We start from the raw sequence: 19,620 nt of genomic DNA, 5'->3' as shown, positions 1-19,620 counted from the left end.
TCAGCTCCGATCCTGGACGGAGGTGGGCACTGGCATGTGCAGTGCCAGCTGGCCTTCGGTGGTGACATCGAGCTGGATCGTCCGGATCGGTTTCAGCGAGCGCAAGTTCTCGCTCATCCGGCCCTCGCCGAGCTGGAGGTCCAGGCCGCGGGGGAATCGAGCGGTGCCCGAGGAGAGCATGTTGATCTGGCTGGTCGTGGAGTGCCAGCCACCGTCGATCGTGGTGTAGGAGGTCAGAGTCGAGACGTGCGCGCCGGTGGGCCGGGCGGTCTGCTTCGGGGTGGGCGCCGAGAGGGCGAGGTCGAGGCCACCCTGGTCGTTGGCGACCCTGGCGTAGGTGCGCTCGGTGTCGATGTCGACATCGAGCTGGGTGACCCATTTGGGGAAGCCGTAGCCGTCGTGGCCGCGCAACTGCGCGATCTCGGTGTTGACCGGAAGCGCGAGCACGTAGGAGTGCAGGGAGTCGTTCTTCAGACCGGTGACCAGGTCGAGCAGGCCCAGCCCGCCGCCGTGGCGCGCCGGCTTGACGGCGATGCCGACGGCGGCCTCGGTGTAGAAGTCGATATCGCACACGTCGTACCGGAAGGCCATCACCGAGACGATCCCGAGCCCCGGAGCAATCTCGAGCGGATCCAGCGCCTTCGGCAGGCGAGCCCGGATCGCCTTGGCCGGGGCGAGCATCGTGAGCCGGGCCGTGGAGATGCGGTAGTAGAAGTTCGGCGTCAGCGTGGGTCCGATGCGGGAGTCCACGCGGGTCTTCGGCATCCGGCGGAAAAAGTCGACACTACTGACCCGCGGGTCCTGCGCGACCTCGTCGAGATCGGTGTTCATCCGAAACCGGTCGTAGAGGCCGCCTTCGGGGACGGCGACGAGACGCCCTCCGAGGTCGACCGCTACGGTCCGATCGGTCGGCTTGCCGGTCGATGCCATCGACTTTCTCCTCTGATGTAAGCGGTGTTAACACCGAGGATTGCACGTTATGTGAGCACTGTCAACAACGCTTCATGTGAGGCGTGCGGCGGGTGCGACACGCATCAGAGGCCGACCGACGCGATCGCGAGGAAGGCGCCGCGCACCCGCGCGGCGACCTCCTCGCCCGAGGTCGCATGCAGCTTGCCGTCGAGGTACAGGCAAGCCAGCCCATGGGCGAGCCCCCAGCCGGCCGACGCCAGCGCCGAGGCGTCCGCCTCGGGAAAGACCTGGTCCAGCGCGTCGGCCAGCAGCTCGTGCAGGGCGTCGGCCGCCTTGACCCGCTCGTCGTCCGCGTCGTCGCATGGCTTGCCGAACATCACGCGGAACAGAGCCGGGCGCCGCAGCGCGAAGGCGACGTAGGCGGTCGCGAACTCGGCCAGATCCGAGAGCGAGGCGGGTGGGTTGCGTCCCTCGCCCAGGTCTGCCAGCAGGTCCCGAAAGCCCTCGGCGGCCAGGGCTGACTCCAGTGCGTCGCGGTCTGCGAAGTGGCGGTACGGCGCCGTCGGCGACACACCGGCCCTGCGCGCAATCGCGCGGAGCGAGAAGGACTCGCCGGCCTCGAGCATCTCCATCGCGGCCGACAGCAGCGCCGCCCGCAGGTCGCCGTGGTGATAGCCACTCTTCTCTGATGTTGACATTGCTTACTTTGCCCTTCTACGCTCTGTTAGCACTGTAAACATAGCGCATATCCGGAGGAACCGAGACCCGATGTCCCCACGCACGCACCCGCGCCCCTTCGACGTCGTGCTCTTCGGCGCCACCGGCTTCACCGGCGGCCTGACCGCCGAGTACCTCGCTGCCCATCTCCGTCCCGAAGCAAGGCTCGCCCTGGCCGGACGCAACCAAGCCAAGCTGGAGGCCGTCCGCGATCGCCTCGTCCGGATCAACCAGCAGCTGGGAGACGTTGCGCTTCTCCACGCGGACTCCTCGGACCGTCAGTCCCTGATCCGCGTCGCCGAGTCCGCACGGGTCGTGATCACCACGGTCGGCCCCTACCTGGAGTACGGCGAACCGCTCGTGGCCGCCTGTGCTGCGGCCGGCACGGACTACGTCGACCTCACCGGCGAGCCCGAGTTCGTCGACCGGATGTACGTCGAGCATCACGCGACGGCCGAGCGGACGGGTGCTCGCATCGTCCACGCCTGCGGCTTCGACTCGATCCCGCACGATCTCGGCGCGCTCTTCACCGTCCAGCAGCTGCCGTCCGGGGTGCCGGTGACCCTTCGGGGGGTGGTCCGCACGAACGCCACCATCTCGGGCGGCACGCTGCACTCCGGTCTCGGCCAGCTGTCGCGACCGCGCGCCATGCTGCAGGCCGCTGCCGGACGCCGTCGCCTCGAGCCGCAGCCGCGGGGACGACAGGTTCGCGCCCGCGTCGGCCGCCCCCGTCGCGACCGCACGCTCGGGACCTGGCTGATCCCGCTGCCCACGATCGACCCCGACGTCGTACGACGTTCCGCGCTCGCTCGCCCGGACTACGGGCCCGACTTCACCTACTCCCACTACGCCGGGACCCGACGCGTGGCGACCCTCGCCGGCGTAGTGGTCGGCTTCGCCGCGGCCCTGGCAGCGGTGCAGGTCCCGCCTCTGCGCCGCGCCATCGGCCGACGCATTCCCCAGGGAGAGGGGCCGTCGGCACAGCGGCGCGATCGCACGTGGTTCACGGTCGACTTCATCGGGGAGGGCGGCGGTCAGACCGTGCACACCCAGGTCAGTGGCGGAGACCCCGGCTACACCGACACAGCCAAGATGCTGGCCGAGTCGGCACTGTGCCTGGCCTTCGACGACAACCCGCCCACTGCCGGTCAGGTCACCACCGCCGCCGCGATGGGTGAGAACCTGCTGCGCCGGCTCGGCGACGCCGGTATCTCCTTCACCGTGAACACCTCGGAACGAGCGACCCATGGCCGACGCTGAAAAGGGTGGCGCCGACACGCCGATCGTCCTCATCTCGCCGGCGATGGCAATCGGCTCCGGCTACTACCGGCCACTGGTCGCCGAGTTCGAGCGACACGGGTGGCAGGCCCGAGCGCTGCACCGGCGAGGGTTCGAGCGCGGCCGCCCACCGGCGAGCCGACGCGAGGACTGGGCCTACCGCGACGAGATCTACGACATCACACAGGCAGTCGCCGCCGCGCGTGCGGAGGCCCCTGCACGGCCGGTGCTCCTCCTCGGACACAGCCTCGGGGGACAGCTCGTAGCCGGGCACGAGCTCACCTGTCCACCGGCCGACGGGGTGATCACGGTCGCCGGCGCGATCCCGCACTATCGGCACTTCGCCTACGGGGGTCTCCACCTCGCTGCCATGGCGGCGCTAGTGGTCCCGGCGACGACGGCGGTGTTCGGCTACCTCCCGAAGCCGGCGTTCGGCGGCCCCGGAGCCCGCACGTTCATGCGCGAATGGGCGCGCATGGTCCTCACCGGCCGACCGCCATACGCGATCGAGCAGCCGATCACCACGCCGGCCCTCGTCATCAGCCTGGGCGACGACGCGCTGTCGCCGGTCGGAGCCGTCGACGACCTCACCAGGCGACTCTTCGCCTCGACCTCCGTGACACGCTGGCACCACACCAGCGACCAGGTGCCCCCAGGCTCGACCAACGACCACATCGGCTGGGTCCGCACCCCGGCCACGGTGGTCAACCGCATCGTCATGTGGTGGCACGACGCTGCTCGCAACTGAGCCGACGCCACCCCATCACCTCGAGGAGACCACATGCAGACCGTACTCGGCGCCGGCGGACCGATCGCCGACGAGCTCGTGAACGAGCTCCACCGCAACCACACCACCGACATTCGACTCGTCAGCCGCAAGCCCTCGCAGGTCAACGACACCGATGAACTCGTGGCCGCAGACCTCACCGACGCCGAGGCCACCAGCCGTGCTGTCGCGGGCAGCCAGATCGCCTACCTCACCGTCGGCCTACCCCTGGACTCGCAGCTGTGGGAGCAGAAGTTCCCCGTCATCATGCGCAACGTCATCGACGCCTGCGCCGTACACAGGACAAAACTCGTCTTCTTCGACAACACCTATATGTATCCCGGAACATCGGCACCCCAGACCGAATCGATAGCATTCGCACCAGGTGGTCGCAAGGGCCGTGTCCGTGCCGAGCTCGCCACCATGCTGTTCGAGGCTATCCGGGCCGGCCGGCTTCAGGGCCTCATCGGCCGCGCCCCCGAATTCTACGGGCCCGGCTCGACCAAGAGCTACACGAACTCGTTGGTGTTCGACCGGATCCGGGCGGGCAAACGACCGTTCGTCCCGGTCGACGCCCACACCGAGCGCTCCCTGATCTGGACCCCCGACGCGAGCCGAGCGCTGGCCCTGCTCGGCAACACCCCCGACACCTACGGCCAGACGTGGCACCTACCGATCGACCCGAACCGGCAGTCCTACGCCCAGCTCATCGCAATCGCCGGCGAGGTCACCGGTCGCAAGATCGGCTACACGGTGCTGCCGATGCCCGCTTTCCACCTCGGGCGCCACTTCGTCAAACCGCTCGACGAGATGTACGAGCTGCTCGGCCGCTACCGCGACGACAACATCTTCGACAGCTCGAAGTTCGCGGCTCGCTTTCCCGACTTTCAGATCACCACCTATCGGGAAGGAGTGGAGCGGATCCTCGCCGACTGATCGCCGGACTAGTCATCCTGATGACTGCCGACGCATGTCGCGATGCCGAACCGGTCGGGGTACTCCGACGGCGTGACTCCCGTTGCGCGCGGGAAAAGCCGCCGAAAGTTCGACACGCGTCCAGGTAGCCGACGCTGCGCGAGATCTGCGCGACCGGTTCGTTGGTCAGCTCCATGGCCTCGCGGGCCTTTGCGACGCGCGCCGTGTGGCGAGGTGAAGCGTCCACCGAACGCTCGGGTGCCGTCGCGCCAGCTCCTCGACGAACGCCCAGCGGGTCGTTGCGTCTCGCGAGTCGAGCAGATGGGTCTCGGCGAGCACGAAGACACCGGCGCACACGGCACAGAGAATGGCGCCCCCCGGATCGGAGGCTGACAAGCGAGCTGGTGAGCTCGTGCGCGGGTGGTCGGTTGGCCTGCGGGTGTCATTCCTGGTGGAGCGCCTTTCGCAATGCGTCGATGGACAGCTTCCGTGCGACATTGGTGGCCGGGGTGTTCCGCAGGCTGTCCAGCAGCATGAAGTCGTGGACGGTGCCGCTGATACGGACGCCCGTCACCTCGACGCCGGCCTCACGGAGCTTGTTCGCGTAGAGTTCGCCCCCGTCCCGCAGGACGTCGGCCTCCGCGGTAATGACGAGAGCGGGGGGCAGCCCGTGGAGGTCTTCGAGGGTGGCCCGCAGGGGCGAGGCGTACTTCTCCTCGCGCTTGCTCTCGTCGGTCGTGTAAGCGTCCCAGAACCACTTCATCCCGTCGCGGGTGAGGTAGTAGTGCTCGGCGAACTGGTGGTACGACTGGGTGTCGAAGTCCGGCCCCGTCACGGGATAAAGCAGGACCTGCGCCTTGAGCGAAAGGCCGCCGCGGTCCTTGTTCATCTGCGCGAAGACCGCGGACATGCATCCGCCGACGGACTCGCCGGCGACGGCGACGCGGGAGGTGGACAAACGCACCGGCTACCTGGACTGCTTCACCCACGCCACCGGCAAGCAGGCCCGGACCCCGGAGCTGAAACGGAACCTGATCGCGGTGCTGCTGGCGTATTCGACGAACCTGGGGCTGACCCGGATGGCGGAGGCGTCCGGGATTTCCTACGACATCCTCGCATGGACCAGCGAGTGGTATGTGCGGGAGGAGACGCTGCGGGCGGCGAACTCGGCGCTCATCGGCTACCACCAAAGGTTGCCGCTGACCGCGGTGTTCGGCGCCGGCACCCTGTCCTCGTCGGATGGGCAGCGGTTCCCGACCCGCGGCAAGTCTGTGACCGCCCGCGCACTGAGCCGCTATTTCGCCAACGAGGGCCTGTCGACCTACACCCATGTCACCGATCAGCACGCCACCTACGGCACCAAGGTCATCGTCGCTACTCGCCGCGAGGCGCACTACGTGCTCGACGAGATCCTGGGCAATGCCACGGATCTGCCGATCACCGAGCACGCCACCGACACCCACGGCGTGACGCTGGTGAACTTCGGGCTGTTCGACCTGCTCGGGTTGCAGCTCTCGCCGCGGATCCGGGACCTGGGGCGGATCACCCTGTACCGGCCGGGCACCGCACCGAGACCGAGGCCCGGTTCCCACACGCGGGCCCGCTGATGACCCGGAAACTGAACCTGGACCTGATCGCCGAGCACTACGACGACCTGCTCCGGTTGGCCGGATCACTGAAATTCGGGCATGCCACCGCATCCCTGCTGGTCGGTAAGCTGTCCGCGTCCGGTCGCCAGGACGCGCTCGCGGCGGCGCTCAAGGAGTACGGGGCGATGCGCCGCACCATCTACGCCGCGAAGTATTTGTCCGACCCGGACTATCGGCGCAAGATCTCCCGCCAGCTCAACAAGGGCGAGTCCCTGCACGCGCTGCGCCGGGACCTGCTCTATGCCCACGAGGGCATGATCCGGGCCCGGCATCTGGAGGGCCAGACCGAACAAGCGTGGTGCCTGACCCTGGCTACGAACGCCGTGATTGCGTGGACCACCGAGTACTACGGGCTCGCGGTCGAACAGATGCGCCGGTCCGGACGACGGATCGATGACGATGTGCTGGCCCACATCAGCCCGGCGCACAGCGAGAACATCAACTTCTTCGGCGCGATCGAGGTCGACATCGACGCCGACTTGCCCAGCTCGGGCCGACCGGGTACCGGCCGCTGCGGGTGCGTGACACGCTGTTCTGACCCGCGCGAGTTCAGGGGTGCCAGCGGACTTGGACGGGCTGCTCACCGTCGAGGACCCAACGCGGCCCCACCCCGTTGTTTTGGTCGCACGTCCTGCCGTACGGCGAGGTGAAAACTCGATATGAGCAGTCGGCTCGCCCCACGTCGGATGACACGTGACTTACACATGCATGGTCATGCCCTTCCGTTCTCTTGGTGTGCGCTCGGCAGGTCAGGGGGCGAGGAACTTCGCGGCGACGGGGGCGAATTCTTCCCAGTACTGGAAGACGCCGCCGTGTCCGGAGTTCGGGTAGATGATCAGCTCGGATCCCTTGATCCGCTGGTGCAGGTCCGTGGAGAGGATGGAAGGGACCATGCGGTCGTTGTCGCCGTTGGCGATCAGGGTGGGCTGGGTGATGACCGACAGGTCCGACGGCGCGGAGCGGCCGTATCGCTGGATGGCCTTGAGTTGGGTGCGGAACGCCGCGATGCTGATGGGCTTGTCGCGGTCGACGGTGCGCTCCTGGAGGCGCTCCACGAACGCCTTCCCGGCCTTCTTGCCGACTCTGTCGCGGTTGAAGAAGAGGAACTCCTTCGGGTCCGAGCGGGTGATCACGGAACGGAAGATGTCCCAGTAAGTCACGCCCACGACCTTGTCGATGTCCTTCCCGCCGCGGGGTCCGGTGCCGGTGAGGACGAGCTTGCGGACCAGGTCAGGGTGCTTGACGACGAGGTCTTGGGCGATCATGCCGCCCATGGAGAACGAGAAGATGTCGATCTTGTCGTAGCCGAGGCCCTTGGTGATGAAGGTGTATGCGTCGTCGGCTGCCTGCTCGATGGTGTCGGGGACGGTGCCGGAGGAGGCTCCGACGCCCCGCTGGTCGAAGGTGATCACGTGACGGGTTTTCGCGATCGCGTCCACGATGCGCGGGTCCCAGTTGTCCAGGGTCGCGGCCAGGTGCACGAAGAACACGACGGGGATGCCGCCCTTCGGGCCGAGTTCGCGGTAGGCGAACGTGGTGCCTCCCGCGATGAGGGTCTTCGCGGGTGCGTTCGCGTATGAGGTGATGACTGGCTCGTCGGCGGTGCTCATGGCGCTTACTCCTCCTGGGATCGGGTTGAATGCAGTTGGTGGTTGGCGGTGGGTGCGGTGGTCGGATGGTTAGTCGGCGAGGAATTGCAACGCGTCGGGCACGAAGCGCTGGTGGTGCTGGAAGATGCCGCCGTGCCCGGAGTTCGGGTAGATCTTCAGTTGTGCGTTGGGCAGCCGGCGCGCCATATCGGCGGAGTGGCTGCTGGCGACCATGAGGTCGTTATCGCCGTTGGCTACCAAGACCGGGTGGGTGATGACGGACAGGTCGTCGGGCTGGGAGCGGCCGGCGTGCCGGATGGCCTTGATCTGGGCGATGGCAGCCTGGATCGAGATCCGCTTGTCGCGGTCGGCAGTGCGTTCTTTGAGGCGGCGCAGGTAGTCGGCCGCGGCCTGTTTGCCTTCGGGATTGCGGGGGAAGAACAGGAAGTTGCGGGGGTCGCTGAGGGTGAGCAACGCTTTGAGGTAGGCGAGGCCGACAATGGAGCCCATCTTGTCGATGCCGCCGCCACCGCGGGGCCCGGACCCGGCCACGATCAGGCGGCGGACCAGTTCGGGTGCTTGCAGGACCACCATCTGTGCGACACCGCCACCGAGTGAGAACCCGAGCAGATCGACTTTCTGCAGACCGAGTGCGCGGATGAACGCGATGGCGTCGGTGCCCATCTGTTCGACGGTGGATGGCACCGAGCCTGCGGTGGCGCCGACGCCGCGGTTGTCGAAGGCGATGACGCGATGGTGTGCGGCGATGCCGTCGATGACGCGGGGATCCCAGTCGTCGAGGACCGCGGTCAGATGGTGCAGGAACACCACGGGCACCTCGGAGGGTTTGCCGAGTTCGCGGTAGGTGAAGGTGGTGCCGTTGACATCGATGGTGCGGTTGGGTGCGTCTTTCCAGGTAGTCATTGCGGGCCTTCCCAGTAGATCCGGTGTAGCTGTCCGACGAGTGCGATCAGGGGGCGATGGCGCTGCGTGTCTCGAGTTCGGTCAGTGCGGCCTGGATTCGCGTATTTCGTGCTGGTTGCAGGTTCAGGGCACCTGTTCGTACAGCAAGCCCGCACATTAGCTTATGATCGTAATATTACGACCGTAAGCCTATGCGGTAGACTTTGGCAAGTACGAGATTTCGACGGCGATCAGGAAGTCAGCAGCAATGCCGAGATATGACGTGAAACGCAAAGCCGAAACCCGGCGCCGGATCATTGATACCGCTAGTGCGCGCTTCAAGCAGGGCGGCATCGACGCATCGGGCATCGCGACACTGATGTCGGATGCAGGCCTGACGAACGGCGCGTTCTATGCGCACTTCGCCTCGAAGAGCGATCTGGTGGCCAACGTGATGGCCGATCAGCTGCGCATCCAGCACGAAACCCTGAGCGTGCTACCACCCGGGCGCGCAGCAATCGAGGAGTTCGTGCGCGAGTATCTTTCGCCGTTCCATCGCGACCATCCAGAATCGGGTTGCCCCAACGCCGCCCTGCTCGACGAGGTCGGCCGCTGCGACGATGCCGTGCGCCAGGCTTACACCCACGGCATGCAAGCCATCGTCAACGAGATCGCCGCCCGCTTGTCCCGAGCTGATCCCGCCGGGGCGCGTACCACCGCACTGGGACTGTTCACCATCCTCGTCGCCACCTTGCAACTTGCCCGCGCCGTCTCCGACCCGGCGCTGTCCGACGAGATCCTGGTCTCTGGGATCAGCAATGCCCAGAAGCTTCTCGAAACGTAACGCGTACAGGCACCTTCACTCTTCAGGCGGCCCCAACAACAAGCAACCTCATGAAGAGTTTGGTCGGCGCGCGATACGGAGAACGAGGTACCCGCGACGGCCTCGATGCCGCCCCGCCATCAGAAGGAGGATTTGTCATGAAGGCGTTCGTCGTTCGGAAATACGGCAAGGACGGCCTGGGTGCTGCAGCGGTGCCGGTGCCGACTGTGGGTCCTACCGATGTGCTGGTCAAGGTGAGCGCGGCGAGCATCAACCCGTTGGACGTGATGATCCGCAACGGCGAGTTCAAGCAGCTGCTCAAGTATCGCAAGCCATTCGTCCTCGGACACGACGTCGCGGGAGTGGTCACCGAGGTCGGTTCGGCGGTACAGGGTTTCGCGGTGGGCGACGAGATCTATTCGCGGCCCCGTGATCTGCGCATCGGAGCCTTCGCCGAGTACATCGCGATCGATCAGGCCGATCTGGCACCCAAGCCGGTCTCGCTGAGTTTGCACGAAGCTGCAGCGGTTCCGCTGGTCGCTCTCGCCGCCTGGCAGGTCTTGGTCGACCGCGCACACCTGCAACCCGGTCAGAAGGTCCTCGTTCACGCCGGTGCCGGAGGCCTGGGCTCCACCGTCATCCAACTTGCCAAGCATCTCGGCGCGCACGTCGCCACGACCGCGAACGGTCGCGACGCAGATCGCCTGCACAGGCTCGGCGCCGATAGCGTCATCGACTACACCAAGGAAGATTTCTCGCAGGTGCTGTCCGGGTACGACTTCGTACTGGACTCGCTCGGCGGGAAGAACCTCGAAAAGTCCGTCACCGTACTCAAACCAGGAGGCCTGGCAATCGGAGTCGCGGGCCCACCCGACGCCGGCCTCGCCAAGCAGTTGGGCTTGCCGCGTTTCATGAGGCTGCCACTGGGTCTGCTCAGCCGCAACATCCGCAACGCCGCGAAGAAGCGGGGGGCGCGGTACGAGTTCTTCTTCATGCAAGCCAACGGAGCGCAACTGCGTGACCTCGCCGCCCTCTACGACGCCGGCGTCCTGCAGCCGGTCCTGGACCGGACCTTCCCGTTCGACCGAACCCTCGAAGCCCTCGGATTCGTCGAACAGGGCAAAGCCCACGGCAAGGTCGTTATCACGATGGACTGAGCGCAAGTGGACCAATTCCGGCGCATCCGCGCCCCGGGCTCTTTCACCAAGTGGCACCGATCAAGTCTGATACCCCGGATAACAGCCCGATATCCGGGGTAGTGCATCTGCCGACCTGCGGCCATAGCGCTCCAGCCGTGCGCGAAGCGGCCCCGTTATCTGGGTCAGGCCCCATATCCGTTGATTTTTCGGCGGTTACTACCGGGACCCCTTCCGACATGGAGTACCTGCTCGGTACCTGGAAATCGGCTGCGGCGACGGCGTATGCCGGCGGTTGGGAAGAGGCACGGGCCGGGGCGTTGGAGGTTTTGGAGTCGCTGGGGGATATGGCGGAGTTGATGGGGGTGCAGGGGATGAATTTCCAGGGCACCGATTCTGATCTGCCGCCACTGCCTACGACGACGCTCACGCCGAATGGCTCGATGGGGTGGGGGACATGAAGGACGGGGTGTTGCGGATGCGTGAGGCCGCCCGCACCGCGCACACCAACTACACCAACGCCGTGGCCACGAACGTGGCGATGCTGGGCCGGGGCGCTGCACCGGAAGCGGGCAGTGAGCCCGACCACCGTCGACGTCGATCCCCAGGTCTACTACGACGCCGCTACCGCGCTGGGTGCCGCGGCGCTGGGGTTCGGTCGCGCGGTCGATAACCGGTGGTCGGCGCTGGCCGACTGCGAGGAGATGGCCGGCTCCTACGACGACGCGAAAGCGTGGGCCGCCGACTACGACGCGCGCGCCAACGAAGCCGTCGACACCGCGATGCTGCTGGCCGAGGCCGCCCGCGGCTACGCCATTCTGCTCGGGGAGATGGGCTACAACCACGCGATGGCCGACTGGGCCAGCGTGATCGGCAACACCGCCCCGGAACCGGCCCGGATTCCGGATCCCGACTGGATCTCGATGGTCAACCGGCCGGATCTGCCGTCGGCCGGCGGGCCGGGCAACGGCCTGGTGGCCGAGGGCCTGTCCGGGGCGGTCGATCTGCTCGACAAGATCGGGGTCGTCATCCCCGTGGGCGAGATCGCCACCGCGGTCGGTCAGGAACAACGGCCCGGACCTGCGCCCGGCGATCAGCCGGGGAAGCAGCCGCGCGGTTCCGGTCTGCCAGTAGATGACGTCGCGGGCGCCGCCCTTGCGGGTGACGGTCGCGCACCGGTTCACGGTATCGAGATCGGTGATGTCGAGAGTGAGGATCTCCTCCACGCGGGCCGCGGACTCGTACAGCATCGTCCACAGCACCCGCTCCCGCAGCGGAGCATCCCTGCCCAGCAACTCGCTCACCTCGGCCGAGGTCATGGCCTTGCTGTTGTCCGGCGCCGCCGGACGCGCCCGCAGCCGGACCACCGGATCGGTGCTCAGCCACTGCTGCTCGTGCCAATACGCACACGCCGACGACAGTGCCGTCAGCCGCAGATTGAACGTCTTGGGTGACTTCTCGCCCCACACGAACACGAACCATCCACCGACCCGATCCGGATCCAGCAGCGCCACATCACTATCCGCACCGAAATCGCGGACCAACCGATCCTGCGCGGCAGCGTAACCGCGGCGGGTATTCACCGCGGGGATCGTGGCGAGATACACCCGCACCGCATCCGCAAGTCGGACACCAGCCGTTCTCGCCGGAAGCGTCCGCACCGATCCCATCCGAACGCCCTCCAGCATTACGGCAGATAGTTTCCCGAGTCGCCCTGTCCCGGAACCGTCATCACGCCAGGACGACTCGCATAACTCACTACCGCCGGATTTCTGGCGGATGAGCCGCTACCCCCTCGTCCGGTGCCCTCGGGTAAGCGGCAGAAGCGGCCGGGGGCCCGATGCCACCCGGTCACTTCTGCCGCCGATGGTGCGCACCGTCGAGTTCGGGCCGGCCGTGATTTCGGCAAGTGGCGCCCGAACTCAGCCGGCGGCCGGACTCAGGTCAGGTGTCTGGCGAAGAAGCGGTTGCCTTCGTCCGCCGCGTACGACGGGACGCCGGTGTGCCCGCCCATATTGGCGTGCAGCGTCTTCTCCTCGGAGCCGAAGGCGTCGAACAGGTCGAGAGCCATTTGCCGGTCGTTTCCTTCGTCGTCCCACTGCAGCAGTACATGCAGCGGAATGGTGACCTGCCGCGCCTCGTCGAACATGCTGCGGGGCACGTAACTTCCGGCGAAAAGTACGGCGGCCGAGATACGCGGCTCGACCACTGCCAGTCGGACCCCGATGGATATCACCCCGCCCGAATACCCGACCGGGCCGCCTATCTCGGGCAGCGCCAGAAGCGCATCCAGGACTGTTCGGGATTCCGGGACCGCCCGGTCCACCAGGGGGAGGACGAGGCGGTCGACGATGCCGTCGTCGACCGCTTCGCCGGCTCGGACGGCCCGGCGAAGGTCGGCGCGAGCCTGTTCGGTGGCGGCCGAACGAGGCCGCTCACCGCTCCAGGGAAGCTCGATGGTAGCCGCGGCGTACCCCGCCGCCACGGCGTGCCGGGCCCGGTCGAGTAGCCGCGGATACATCGTGTGCAGTCCGCCCGGCTGGCCGAGCAGGATCAGCGGTACCGGGTCGGCTACTGTTCCGGGCGTCCACAGGATGCCGGGGATCTCGCCGAGGGTGAATTCGCGTTCGAGGATGTCGTCGAGGCGATGTTCGGAAGTGAATTGCACAGTCGTGCCTTTCGGGAGTGCTGTCGAGCGGCGCTCCCGGACGATCTATCGCCCGACCGTGACCCCGGAGGGGAGCACCCATGTCGATACTGCGTTCACGGATACCACCTCCTCGTTCTTTCGCACGGTCGCCTGGAAAATTAGCAGCGGTCCCGTCGTCCGGCAACGGGTTTTCACGGAGGTCCGGTCGGCAGTAGGGGAGTGGGGCTGTGCAAAGCGGTTCGTGTACACCGACGGCTCTCGACTCGAGCGAGGATCGGGGGCCGTCCAGCGGGGCCGGCTTTGGCTGGAGCAGAAGACGACGCGAACAGACATGCCGATCAAAATAAGAGCGATACGACGATATGCGCATCAATACATGATTGCTGCTCATCCAGCAATCAAAGCCATACTTCGAACCCCAAAAACAACATCTACACAGGGGTTCCGGTCAGTGACGTCTGCGGGTTGCGCACCTGTGTCGGGTGGACTGGGCCCGGCTGTGTTCTGTCTCAGCGCCGCCCGCGGAAGGTGCGGCGCAGGTCGTCGGTCCACTGGACGGGGATCTCCCAGGGAATGAAGTGGCCGCCTCGCTCGTGGACACTGAGATTCACGTGGTTGTACCACCGGGAGCGATCACTGCGGCGATAGTGTTCGATGCGGTCGGCGGTGCCGACTCCGGGTGGGTTCTCGTAGCCCACGAAAGTGATGCCGGTCGGCGCCTCCACGGCCGGGAGGCGGTCGTGGGAGGGTGTCCAGGGGTAGCGGTTGTGGTTGGCGTAGAGGCGTATCGAAGTACCGATGGTGTTGGTGGCCCAGTAGATCGTGGCGTGCGTGAGCAGGTCGTCTCTGCTGAACACGGTGTCGATATTGCCGCTGTTGTCGCTCCAGTTGAACCAGCGTTCCAAGATCCAGGCCAGCATGCCGGCCGGGGAGTCGGACAGGGCGTGGGCGAGCGTGCTGGGCGCGAGGAGGTGTGCGGCCAGGTGGACGGCGAAGCGCCTGTCCAATTCCACCGTTCGTGCGCGTGCCGCCGCGGATAGGTCGGCGGGGATCGGCCGCCCGCCGCTGAAGTCCCAGGCGCGGTCGCCGTTGAACAGGGTGAGTTCCAGGCCGGATCCGATGTGGACCGCAGCCAGTTCGTCAGCGTATTTGTGGCCCAGCTGCGCGGTGACCAGTGCGCCCACGTCGCAGCCGGCGGCACCGTATTTCCGGTGGCCGAGCACGTCGGTCATGAGGGTGTGCCAGAGGTCGGCGACCTTCCAGAAGTTCATATCCGGGCGATTCGTCAGCGGGCTGGAGAATCCGAAGCCGGGAAAGGACGGGACGATCACATCGAACGCGTCGGCCGGATCGCCACCGTGGGCTCCCGGATCCGCCAGTAGGTCGACGACCTTGGACCAGTGCCAGAACGTCCAGGGCCAGCCGTGCGTCAGGATCAGGGGCATCGGGTCCGGTCCGACGCCGGGTATTCGCATGAAATGCACCGGTACGCGGTCGATTTCCACCTCGAAGTGCTGGTAGGTGTTGATCTCGGCTTCGGCTGCGCGCCAGTCGTATCCGTGCCGCCAGTAGTCCACGAGCTTCTGGAGGTCGCTGCGGGGCACGCCGTAGTACCGGTCTTCGTTGCCGACGTCGTCGGGCAGGCGGGTCAGGTCCAACCGTTGCCGCAGGTCGGTGAGGACGCTGTCGGGGACATGGATCTTCGTCGGCTTCAGGGGGAACGGCCGGGCATTGTGGTTCGTGTCGCGCATCTGGCCTCCTGTGGCATATGCGGACGATTTTACATAAGCAGCTTATTTAAACAATTTTTATAAGTTGCGTATAGAGTTGCAGCCGTGGCCGATACCGACGATCTCGACCCGAATGCCTTCGCCGCGGCGATCGAGGCCTTCAACCGCGTCTACATCCGGATCCCCGTGCAGGAGAAGCTTCCGTTCACCACGCTGTCCGTGCTCGACACCCTGGCGCACCGCGGCCCGGCGCGGTTGACCGAGCTGACCCGGTCCGAACAGCTGACGCAGCCGGGTATCACGCAACTGGTCGCGCGTATGGAGCGTGACGGTCTGGTGTTGCGCCGTCGAGACCCCGGCGACGGTCGAGCTGTGATCGTGCACCTCACTGATGCGGGTCGGCGGGTCCGGCAGGCCCGCCACGACGATCGGGTCCGGCACCTGATTCCGATGATCTCGGAGTTGGAACCCGAACACCGCAGGGCGCTCGCCGCTGCACTGCCCGCCTTGGACCGGCTCGCGCGGCTGGAGCAAGAGCGCTGACCGAGCCGCCGGTGCGGTATCCGGCCGGCGGCGGTCAGGAAAGTGGTCAGCTCACCGATTTCTTGAGGATGTCGGCGATGCCGGCCTCGGCGGCGGATGTCATCTCGGCGAGCGCGAAGGCCGTCGGCCACAGTGCGCCGTCGTCGAGGTTGGCCGAATCGTTGAACCCGAGCGTGGCATAGCGAGCCTTGAACTTCGCGGCGCTCTGGAAGAAGCAGACGACCTTGCCGTCCTTGGCGTAGGCCGGCATCCCGTACCAGAGTTTCGGTGACAGCTCGGGCGCGTTGGCTTTGACGATGGCGTGGATCCGTTCCGCCATGACGCGGTCGGTGTCCGACATCTCCGCGATCTTCGCGAGCACATCGTTTTCGCCGTCCGCTTTGGCTGCCCGTGCGCCGCGGCGCGCGGCCGTCTTCAGTTCCTGGGCGTGTTCCTTCATCGCGGCGCGCTCTTCGTCGGAAAAGGCGACCGCTGCGGCGTTCTTCGTACGGGTGGCGGATTTCTGCTGGACGGCCATGATTTTTCCTCTGTGTGGTTCGGGGTGCCGGGTAGGTGGAGTCGGTTCGTTGCGAGTGGTTCAGCGGTCCTGGATGAGGCCCAGTACGTTGCCGTCGAGGTCGGTGACGGTGGCGACCAGTCGGCCCGCACCGACGTCGCGGATCGGTTCTCGTACCTGGGCGCCGGCGGCGGTGACATCGGCCAGCTTCGCCTCGATATCGGTGACGTGCCAGTAGGCCACCGGCGAGGTCATGCCCTGGGGGCCGCCGCCGGGGACCAAGCCGATGTGCTGGCCGCCGGCGGTGTCGAACCCGACGTAGTAGGTGCCTTCGGTCTGCGGCTGTACACCGAGCAGCGCGGTGTACACCGTTTTGGCCTTGTCCAGGTCCGATACGGGATGCAGCACGGTTTTGATTCCGAAGGTGGTTTCGGCGCTCATGGTCTCTCCTGATGGTTCGGGGTAGCGGTTGGTGGGTGGACGGGTCGAACGAGGGTCGCGGGTCTTCGTCCGGGCGTCCGACCGGCGATTTCTCCGCTGGACCGTTTCTCTCGCGTCCATGCCGATTACGTTATGGGCGTGGATGTGCGGTGCCATCCGTGCCGACCACGGAACGCACCACGGAAAGGGCACGTAGTCGTGCCCCCGTAGCGGTACGGAGCGGGTGCGGGAAGATGGGTGGCGTGTCGAAGCAGAAGGTCACCGGCGGGATCTCGGGCCGGGAGGCCGAAGTTCTGGATCTGGTAGGGCAACATCGCAGCAATGCCGAGATCGCCGCACAGCTGTTCATCTCGGTGCGCACCGTGGAAACGCATGTGTCCTCGCTGTTGCGCAAGGTCGGTGTTCCCGATCGGCGGGCGCTGGCAGATCGCGCGGTGGAGTTCGCGGAGCGTCGTCCCGAGACGGTGTCGGTGCTGCCGTCGCCGTTGACGTCGTTCGTCGGCCGTTCTCGCGAACGGGCGGCGCTTCGGGCCGCGGTGACGGCGCACCGGCAGGTCACCGCGCTGGGTCCCGGTGGTGTCGGTAAGACCCGGTTGGCGTTGACCGTCGCCGCGGATCTGTCCGGGGTGCTGCCCGGTGGCGCGTGGTTCGTGGATCTCGTTCCGGTGACCGATGCGGCGATGACGGGGGCCGCGGTGGCTGCGGCGCTGGGGCTCGGTGAGCAGCCGGGGCGCAGTCTCGAGGCTTCGGTCCTGACCGCGCTCGCCGACCGGGAAACTCTGCTGGTGCTCGACAATTGTGAGCATCTGCGGGAGGGGGTGGCGCCGTTCGTCGAACGGTTGCTGGCGCGGTGTCGGGGTGTCCGGGTACTGGTCACGAGCCGGGCCCGGCTCATGGTGCCGTTCGAGCAGGTGTATGTGGTGCCGCCGTTGTCCGTGGGCGAGGCGGTTGTGTCGGATGCGGCGGATTCGGATGCTGTCGCGCTTTTTCTGGATCGTGCGGCTGCGCTGGGCTGCCCGGTGGAGCCGGGGCAGCTGGATCGGGTCACCGAGGTGTGCCGGCGGTTGGACGGTTCGGCGCTGGCGATCGAGTTGGCGGCGGCGCGGCTGCCGTCGTTGGGTCTCGATGGTTTGACGGCGAGTCTGGCCGACCCGTTGCGGCTGTTGGTCGGGGGGCGCCGGGCCGATGATCGGCATCGTTCGGTGCGGGCGATGCTCGATTGGAGTCAGGCGTTGCTGGATGAGCCCGATCGGTGTCTGTTGCGGCGAATCGCGGTGTTCGTGGCGCCGTTCACCGCGGCCGATATCGCTGGGGTGGCCGGGTTCGCGCCGCTGGAGCCGGTGGCGGTTGCGGATGGTTTGGCGCGGTTGGCCGAGCAGAGTCTGTTGATTGCGGTCATGTCTTCGGCCGGCACTCGTTACCGGATGCTGACGACGATCCGCCGGTACGGGCTGGAACGACTCGATGAGGCCGGTGAACTGGCGGAGGTCCGTGCCCGCCATTTGCGTAGGTGTGTGGAGGTCGGTGCGGGACTGGCGCGGGATCTGCCCGGTGCGGCGGGTGAGTGGCGGGCTGGGTTCGATGCGGCGGCCGATGATCTGCGGGCCGCTCTCGGGTGGGCCGTGGACAAGCCCGAGTTCCGGGCGGCGGCTCATGATCTGGCGTTGTCTCTGGCGGAGCTGGCTTTTGCCCGGAATCTGGTCGGTGAGTCTCAACGTCGGTATGAGCAGGCGGCGGCGCTGGCCGGTGACGCGGTGCGCGCGGCGGCGGCGCTGCGCGGTGCGGCGGCGGTGGCGGGTTGCCGGTTGGACGGTGCGGATATGTATCGGCTGTTTCGGGCGGCCGCCGATATCGCGCGGGGGGCGGGTGACCGGGCTGCGGCGGCGACCGATCTGGCGACTGCGGCGATCACGGTCTATCGGATGGCCGAGACTTTCGCCGGGCCGCTTCCGGTGGTCGAGGCGGCAGCGCTGTTGTCGGAAGCTCGTGCGCTGGCCGGGGAGGATCTCGGTGCGGCTGCGGCGATCGCGTTGGCGGAATGTGGGGTGCCGTCGGATTCCGGTGATTCGGCTCGGCCGGTGTCCGGCTCGGAGGTGGGCGTGGCTGTCGGTGCGGCGGAGCGCGCGGTCGAGGCGGCGTTCCGTATCGGCGATCCGCTGGTACAGAGTGCGGCGTTGGACGCGTTCGCGGCGGCGCAGTTGTGGGCGGGCGACACTTTCGGTTCGGTGGATACGGCTCGGCGGCGGGTGGCGTTGCTCGCGCCGGTGCCGGCGTCGCCGGCGAGCGCGCTGGAGCGGATGAACGCGCTCGCGGAGGCGGCCGAGTCGTGTATCGGGGTGGGTGATCTGGTGGGTGCGCGCCGTTGGGGTGAGCAGTTGCGTGATCTGCCGTTGCTGGCGGAGCGGGGTGATTTCGCTACGTCGCGGTTGTTGGTGGCGGATGCGCTGGCGGGCCGGTCGGGCGAGGTGCTGGCGGCTGCGGATCGCTTTCTGGATGCGTGGGTGTTCGCGGGGCGCGGGCATGCTCCGACGCTGGGGCCGGCGGCGGCTGCGGTGGCGATGGTCCACGGGTTGCGCGGTGCTGCGTCGGCTCGCGCCGAGTGGCTGGGGATCGCCGGTGAGCTCGGTGTGGTTCCGGCGCAGCGGGATGCCTATTTCGCGGTTTTCGATGCGCTGGTGCTGTTGCACGAGGGGGATGCGGCCGGTGCTGCGGCTGTGTTGGCGCCGGAGCCGGAGGAGATGGATCAGCGGGCGGTTTGGGTGTGGCGGCACTGGTATGTCGCGTTACGTGCCGAGGCGGCGGTTCTGGTGGGTGATCCGGCGGCGCGGGAGCGGTTGGCGACTGCCCGGGCGGTGACGGCCGGTGATCCGGTGGCCGGCGCGATCGTGGAGCGTGCTGCCGCGCTGTCGGACGGCGGCCTTGGATCGCTGCCTGTGGTGGCGGCCGCTTTCGAGGCGGCGGGGTGCGTGTATCAGCGGGCCCGCACACTGGTGCTGGCCGGTGGTTCTTTTGCCGGGCCGGGTGCAGCGGCCTTGGGTGAGCTCGGTTTCTTGCGTCCGGAGACGCGTTGAC

The 19,620-nt window shown here is 67.1% G+C and carries 17 protein-coding genes and 2 pseudogenes; 10 read left to right on the top strand and 9 right to left on the bottom strand.

All coding sequences use genetic code 11. From position 1 onward, the window contains the following. Together ACWCPQ_RS01005 and ACWCPQ_RS01000 are read right to left on the bottom strand one after the other, a co-directional pair. Window positions 1-930, bottom strand: a complete 930-nt coding sequence (locus ACWCPQ_RS01005; protein WP_449893323.1) for an acetoacetate decarboxylase family protein — start codon at window positions 928-930, stop codon at window positions 1-3. 104 nt (window positions 931-1,034) lie between these two features. Further along, window positions 1,035-1,610 (bottom strand): TetR/AcrR family transcriptional regulator, encoded by a 576-nt coding sequence (locus ACWCPQ_RS01000; protein ID WP_449893321.1) that lies wholly within the window; start codon window positions 1,608-1,610, stop codon window positions 1,035-1,037. A gap of 70 nt (window positions 1,611-1,680) precedes the next feature. Between ACWCPQ_RS01000 and ACWCPQ_RS00995 the strand changes: the two genes are divergently transcribed. The 3 genes from ACWCPQ_RS00995 to ACWCPQ_RS00985 are packed head-to-tail and all read left to right on the top strand — an operon-like array spanning window position 1,681 to window position 4,609. Next, window positions 1,681-2,889: a saccharopine dehydrogenase family protein gene (locus tag ACWCPQ_RS00995; RefSeq protein WP_449893319.1), complete on the top strand. Its 1,209-nt coding sequence runs from the start codon at window positions 1,681-1,683 to the stop codon at window positions 2,887-2,889. Continuing rightward, window positions 2,876-3,655 (top strand): alpha/beta fold hydrolase, encoded by a 780-nt coding sequence (locus tag ACWCPQ_RS00990; protein ID WP_449893317.1) that lies wholly within the window; start codon window positions 2,876-2,878, stop codon window positions 3,653-3,655. The genes ACWCPQ_RS00995 and ACWCPQ_RS00990 overlap by 14 nt, the downstream gene beginning before the upstream one ends. A 33-nt stretch (window positions 3,656-3,688) precedes the next feature. Further along, window positions 3,689-4,609 (top strand): NAD-dependent epimerase/dehydratase family protein, encoded by a 921-nt coding sequence (locus ACWCPQ_RS00985; RefSeq protein WP_449893316.1) that lies wholly within the window; start codon window positions 3,689-3,691, stop codon window positions 4,607-4,609. A gap of 421 nt (window positions 4,610-5,030) precedes the next feature. Here the strand turns inward: ACWCPQ_RS00985 and ACWCPQ_RS00980 are convergent. Next, window positions 5,031-5,546, bottom strand: a pseudogene (locus tag ACWCPQ_RS00980) (alpha/beta hydrolase); the annotation flags it as partial. On the opposite strand from ACWCPQ_RS00980, the pseudogene ACWCPQ_RS00975 reads away from it, so the two are divergent. Further along, window positions 5,536-6,775, top strand: a pseudogene (locus tag ACWCPQ_RS00975) (transposase); the annotation flags it as partial. The pseudogenes ACWCPQ_RS00980 and ACWCPQ_RS00975 sit on opposite strands and share 11 nt — an antisense overlap. A 211-nt stretch (window positions 6,776-6,986) precedes the next feature. Here the strand turns inward: ACWCPQ_RS00975 and ACWCPQ_RS00970 are convergent. After that, the gene (locus tag ACWCPQ_RS00970) at window positions 6,987-7,847 is read right to left on the bottom strand and encodes an alpha/beta fold hydrolase (RefSeq protein WP_195071854.1); all 861 of its coding nucleotides are present in this window, start codon (window positions 7,845-7,847) and stop codon (window positions 6,987-6,989) included. A gap of 69 nt (window positions 7,848-7,916) precedes the next feature. Further along, on the bottom strand, window positions 7,917-8,750 hold the full coding sequence (locus ACWCPQ_RS00965; protein WP_379265523.1) for an alpha/beta fold hydrolase: 834 nt from the start codon (window positions 8,748-8,750) through the stop codon (window positions 7,917-7,919). Window positions 8,751-9,012: 262 nt separating this feature from the next. On the opposite strand from ACWCPQ_RS00965, the gene ACWCPQ_RS00960 reads away from it, so the two are divergent. The 4 genes from ACWCPQ_RS00960 (at window position 9,013) to ACWCPQ_RS00945 (ending at window position 12,142) form a co-directional block, all read left to right on the top strand. Continuing rightward, a complete protein-coding gene (locus ACWCPQ_RS00960) occupies window positions 9,013-9,573 on the top strand; it encodes a TetR/AcrR family transcriptional regulator (protein ID WP_449893313.1) in 561 nt (186 codons plus the stop codon). A gap of 137 nt (window positions 9,574-9,710) precedes the next feature. Continuing rightward, window positions 9,711-10,709: an NADP-dependent oxidoreductase gene (locus tag ACWCPQ_RS00955; protein WP_195071851.1), complete on the top strand. Its 999-nt coding sequence runs from the start codon at window positions 9,711-9,713 to the stop codon at window positions 10,707-10,709. Window positions 10,710-10,927: 218 nt separating this feature from the next. Continuing rightward, window positions 10,928-11,149 carry a WXG100 family type VII secretion target gene (locus ACWCPQ_RS00950; protein ID WP_449893311.1) on the top strand — a complete coding sequence of 74 codons (222 nt, stop codon included), beginning with the start codon at window positions 10,928-10,930 and terminating at the stop codon, window positions 11,147-11,149. A 114-nt stretch (window positions 11,150-11,263) separates the two neighbouring features. After that, window positions 11,264-12,142 carry a hypothetical protein gene (locus tag ACWCPQ_RS00945; protein WP_449893309.1) on the top strand — a complete coding sequence of 293 codons (879 nt, stop codon included), beginning with the start codon at window positions 11,264-11,266 and terminating at the stop codon, window positions 12,140-12,142. Window positions 12,143-12,627: 485 nt separating this feature from the next. On the opposite strand, the gene ACWCPQ_RS00940 is transcribed toward ACWCPQ_RS00945, so the two are convergent. Further along, window positions 12,628-13,356: an alpha/beta hydrolase gene (locus tag ACWCPQ_RS00940; RefSeq protein WP_449893306.1), complete on the bottom strand. Its 729-nt coding sequence runs from the start codon at window positions 13,354-13,356 to the stop codon at window positions 12,628-12,630. A gap of 491 nt (window positions 13,357-13,847) precedes the next feature. After that, entirely contained in the window at window positions 13,848-15,089 is a 1,242-nt protein-coding gene (locus ACWCPQ_RS00935; RefSeq protein ID WP_449893305.1) for an epoxide hydrolase family protein, read from the bottom strand. Between the two features lie 84 nt (window positions 15,090-15,173). Between ACWCPQ_RS00935 and ACWCPQ_RS00930 the strand changes: the two genes are divergently transcribed. After that, window positions 15,174-15,611 (top strand): MarR family winged helix-turn-helix transcriptional regulator, encoded by a 438-nt coding sequence (locus ACWCPQ_RS00930; RefSeq protein WP_449893303.1) that lies wholly within the window; start codon window positions 15,174-15,176, stop codon window positions 15,609-15,611. Between the two features lie 46 nt (window positions 15,612-15,657). Here the strand turns inward: ACWCPQ_RS00930 and ACWCPQ_RS00925 are convergent, their stop codons facing one another. Both ACWCPQ_RS00925 and ACWCPQ_RS00920 read right to left on the bottom strand, forming a co-directional pair. Further along, on the bottom strand, window positions 15,658-16,128 hold the full coding sequence (locus ACWCPQ_RS00925) for an iron chaperone (RefSeq protein WP_449893301.1): 471 nt from the start codon (window positions 16,126-16,128) through the stop codon (window positions 15,658-15,660). Between the two features lie 60 nt (window positions 16,129-16,188). Then, window positions 16,189-16,548, bottom strand: a complete 360-nt coding sequence (locus ACWCPQ_RS00920) for a VOC family protein (protein ID WP_449893299.1) — start codon at window positions 16,546-16,548, stop codon at window positions 16,189-16,191. Window positions 16,549-16,790: 242 nt separating this feature from the next. Between ACWCPQ_RS00920 and ACWCPQ_RS00915 the strand changes: the two genes are divergently transcribed. After that, window positions 16,791-19,619 (top strand): ATP-binding protein, encoded by a 2,829-nt coding sequence (locus ACWCPQ_RS00915; RefSeq protein WP_449893297.1) that lies wholly within the window; start codon window positions 16,791-16,793, stop codon window positions 19,617-19,619. Window position 19,620: the final 1 nt, after the last annotated feature.

Source organism: Nocardia sp. NPDC001965 (genome assembly GCF_053594175.1).
The sequence above is the reverse complement of the archived record's forward strand: the minus strand, read 5'-3'. Positions and strand labels throughout refer to the sequence as shown.